Here is a 2,410-nt window from a genome sequence, read left to right on the forward strand (position 1 = left end):
CCTATTTCCAGGACGCTTCAACTATTGACGATCTAATGGCTTACACAAAAATCTAAACACTCTCGGTTGCAGGTTCCACGGCTCCATGGAGCCAAAACGCTGTGAATAACCATTGCCATTGTCCAACTGGTTTGATGCCACATACCGTAATCAATCATCCCACCAGAGTCTTAAGGCCAAAACGGCTCTCATCCTGAGCAAAATAGCGCATCGGTCGCTCATCCTGCTGCACCTGACGAGCATACTGACTCAGCAGCCTCAGGTCATCTGCAAGGTTTTTTAAAGGCTTCTCGTTGCTCAGGCACTTGCTTGCTGTGTTGAGGATGCACCACTTTCAACTTGGCTTTCAACCGATAACGAGTCATTTGGTACACTGTATGGTACTCTGCTTCGATTCCCAGGGTCTTTCTCATCCACTCCTGCACCTCCCCATCACTGCGAAACTCCTCATCCTCCTACTCTAAGCGCTTCGCCAAGGCATCTTCTGCCCATTGCGGAATCACTCGCACACCCCTAACTGACTTCCTCCTCTCCAACATCAACTCTATCCCCCCTGGCGATACTTCGATAACCAGGTTTGCACGGTGCTGCGATGTTTCCCGATCGCTTGAGCAATCGTGCTGATGCTGGGAGCATGGTCTTGTTTCAACCAGTAGAGTACCTGTAATCGTTCTTTGGCAGGTGCCGTTTTTGCCTGACGCAACTGTTCTGCCAGGGTGTCCAAACTTTCCTGCACTTGGACGACTTTTCTGAGTTTAGCCCATCTGTCGATTGCCCAATTTAAATTGGTATCACTTACAAATTAACCAGCATCAGGTGTTGCGTCGCCCTCGTCTAATTTGGGGGCATCAGGTCTACGTGGCGGCAATGCGCTTGGAAGATCGCTCATTGTTGATGGTGGTCTCTTCCCAACCTGCGGGTCGAGCGATTGCTGACTACGCCCATCGTTGGTCGATTGAAACTTTTCAAGTTCTACGTTTTTTGTCCTGTACTTAGATCTTTACTATCCCAATTTAATGGCTGAAGCAATGTTCACACCACGTTCCTGCAAGGTCTGATTAAATAAATCCGTGAGTAATGCCTGTTCCACAGCCCAGACTCCTGGTTTATGAAGTTGTCCAGACAACAGCAATTGGGCCACGCTACCTGTGCCATAACCGGCTGCGATCGCTGTATTTTCATGTACTAATGTCGAACAAACCTGGGCGGGTTTGCCATCCTTTTGTCCAGTTACTTCTGAGCGGATGGCGACTCCAATGCCGCTGAAGCGATCGGTGACATCGGTCATCAAGTGACTAACTTGGGAGAGAAATTCAATTACGGGAGTTTGTTTCAGGAGCCAGGGGTGCCACCAGTGGGCTACAGTCCAGGTGAGGAAGTTATAAAAGTCGGGGACAGTGCCGAATTTGGTAATCACGGTTTTAACCGGAAAGGTATTGGGCAGCGTAAAGGTTTCCGGCATATCAAACCAGTACACGCCTGTCCGACCATAGGGCGCGGGAAATTCAATCGTTTCGCGATCGCTGTAGGGCTTGATTGTTTGCCATGCTCCGTTGATCCAGGCTTGAAAGGGTTTCTGCAAGCCTAAGAAGGTGGTTCGCATCACCGTGATTCCGGCTCCACCCGAACCTGCCACGACATAACTTAAGTGAATTTTTTTAGCCACATCCAATTGTTCTACATCCTGCCGCACCATGCTGTTGGAAATTCCGGGAAAGATGCCTGTATTGACGATCGCCGTCACTCCAGCCGCCGCTGCCGCCGCACTGTACTCCATTGCCTTGCGAGTGAATGACGGATGATCACTCACATCCACATAGTTCACGCCCTGGTCAATGCAGGTTTTCAGAACTCTGGCATCCCGGAAATGGAATGGTCCTGCACAGTGAATCACCAGATTGGCTAGGGCGATCGCACTACTTAACCCTGCCTGATCTTCCAGATTCAGCATCAGAAATTGAGCACGAGTCCCCAGACGATTACACACCCGTTCTCCAGCAGCACTATTTCGTCCGGCTAATAGGATCTCGGCCTCTGTATGTGCGATCAAATCAGTGGCCACACTTTGGCCAATCCGTCCACTTCCCCCTAAAATCAAGACTCTTTGTCGCATGCCCTTGCAATTGTCTTTCGTTGATCCTGTTATCCTGGAAAATTCAGCCAGCCAAATAGTTCACCTACCGTTAATTGCCAGTTCTGTACGAAATCTGGAACCACCAAAATGTCTGTCGGATGCTCCTGGGCGATCGGCTGCTGACCAGGTTGAAATGTAATGATGTTTCGTTCGTCTGGATCAATGAGCCATCCTAATTGCCTTCCATGATTGAGGCAAAACAGAATGTTGTTAATCACACGATTGACGCTCATCCCGCTAACGCTTCGTGTATAGCAGGAGATTCCCCGTTCACAG

General features: G+C 49.5%; 2 protein-coding genes and 2 pseudogenes. 1 reads left to right on the plus strand and 3 read right to left on the minus strand.

Annotated elements, in window-relative coordinates:
• Nucleotides 1–544: 544 nt before the first annotated feature.
• Nucleotides 545–736: a helix-turn-helix domain-containing protein gene (locus ACUVQO_RS22980; RefSeq protein WP_445928145.1), complete on the minus strand. Its 192-nt coding sequence runs from the start codon at nucleotides 734–736 to the stop codon at nucleotides 545–547.
• A 59-nt stretch (nucleotides 737–795) separates the two neighbouring features.
• Between ACUVQO_RS22980 and ACUVQO_RS22985 the strand changes: the two are divergent.
• Nucleotides 796–963: pseudogene (locus tag ACUVQO_RS22985) on the plus strand (IS4 family transposase); the annotation flags it as partial.
• 40 nt (nucleotides 964–1,003) lie between these two features.
• Here ACUVQO_RS22985 and ACUVQO_RS22990 read toward each other — a convergent pair.
• Nucleotides 1,004–2,113, minus strand: coding sequence for a saccharopine dehydrogenase family protein (locus tag ACUVQO_RS22990; RefSeq protein ID WP_445928146.1), 1,110 nt, complete (start codon nucleotides 2,111–2,113; stop codon nucleotides 1,004–1,006).
• A 29-nt stretch (nucleotides 2,114–2,142) separates the two neighbouring features.
• A pseudogene (locus ACUVQO_RS22995) lies at nucleotides 2,143–2,410 on the minus strand (hypothetical protein); the annotation flags it as partial.

It is taken from the genome of Leptodesmis sp. (genome assembly GCF_052746595.1).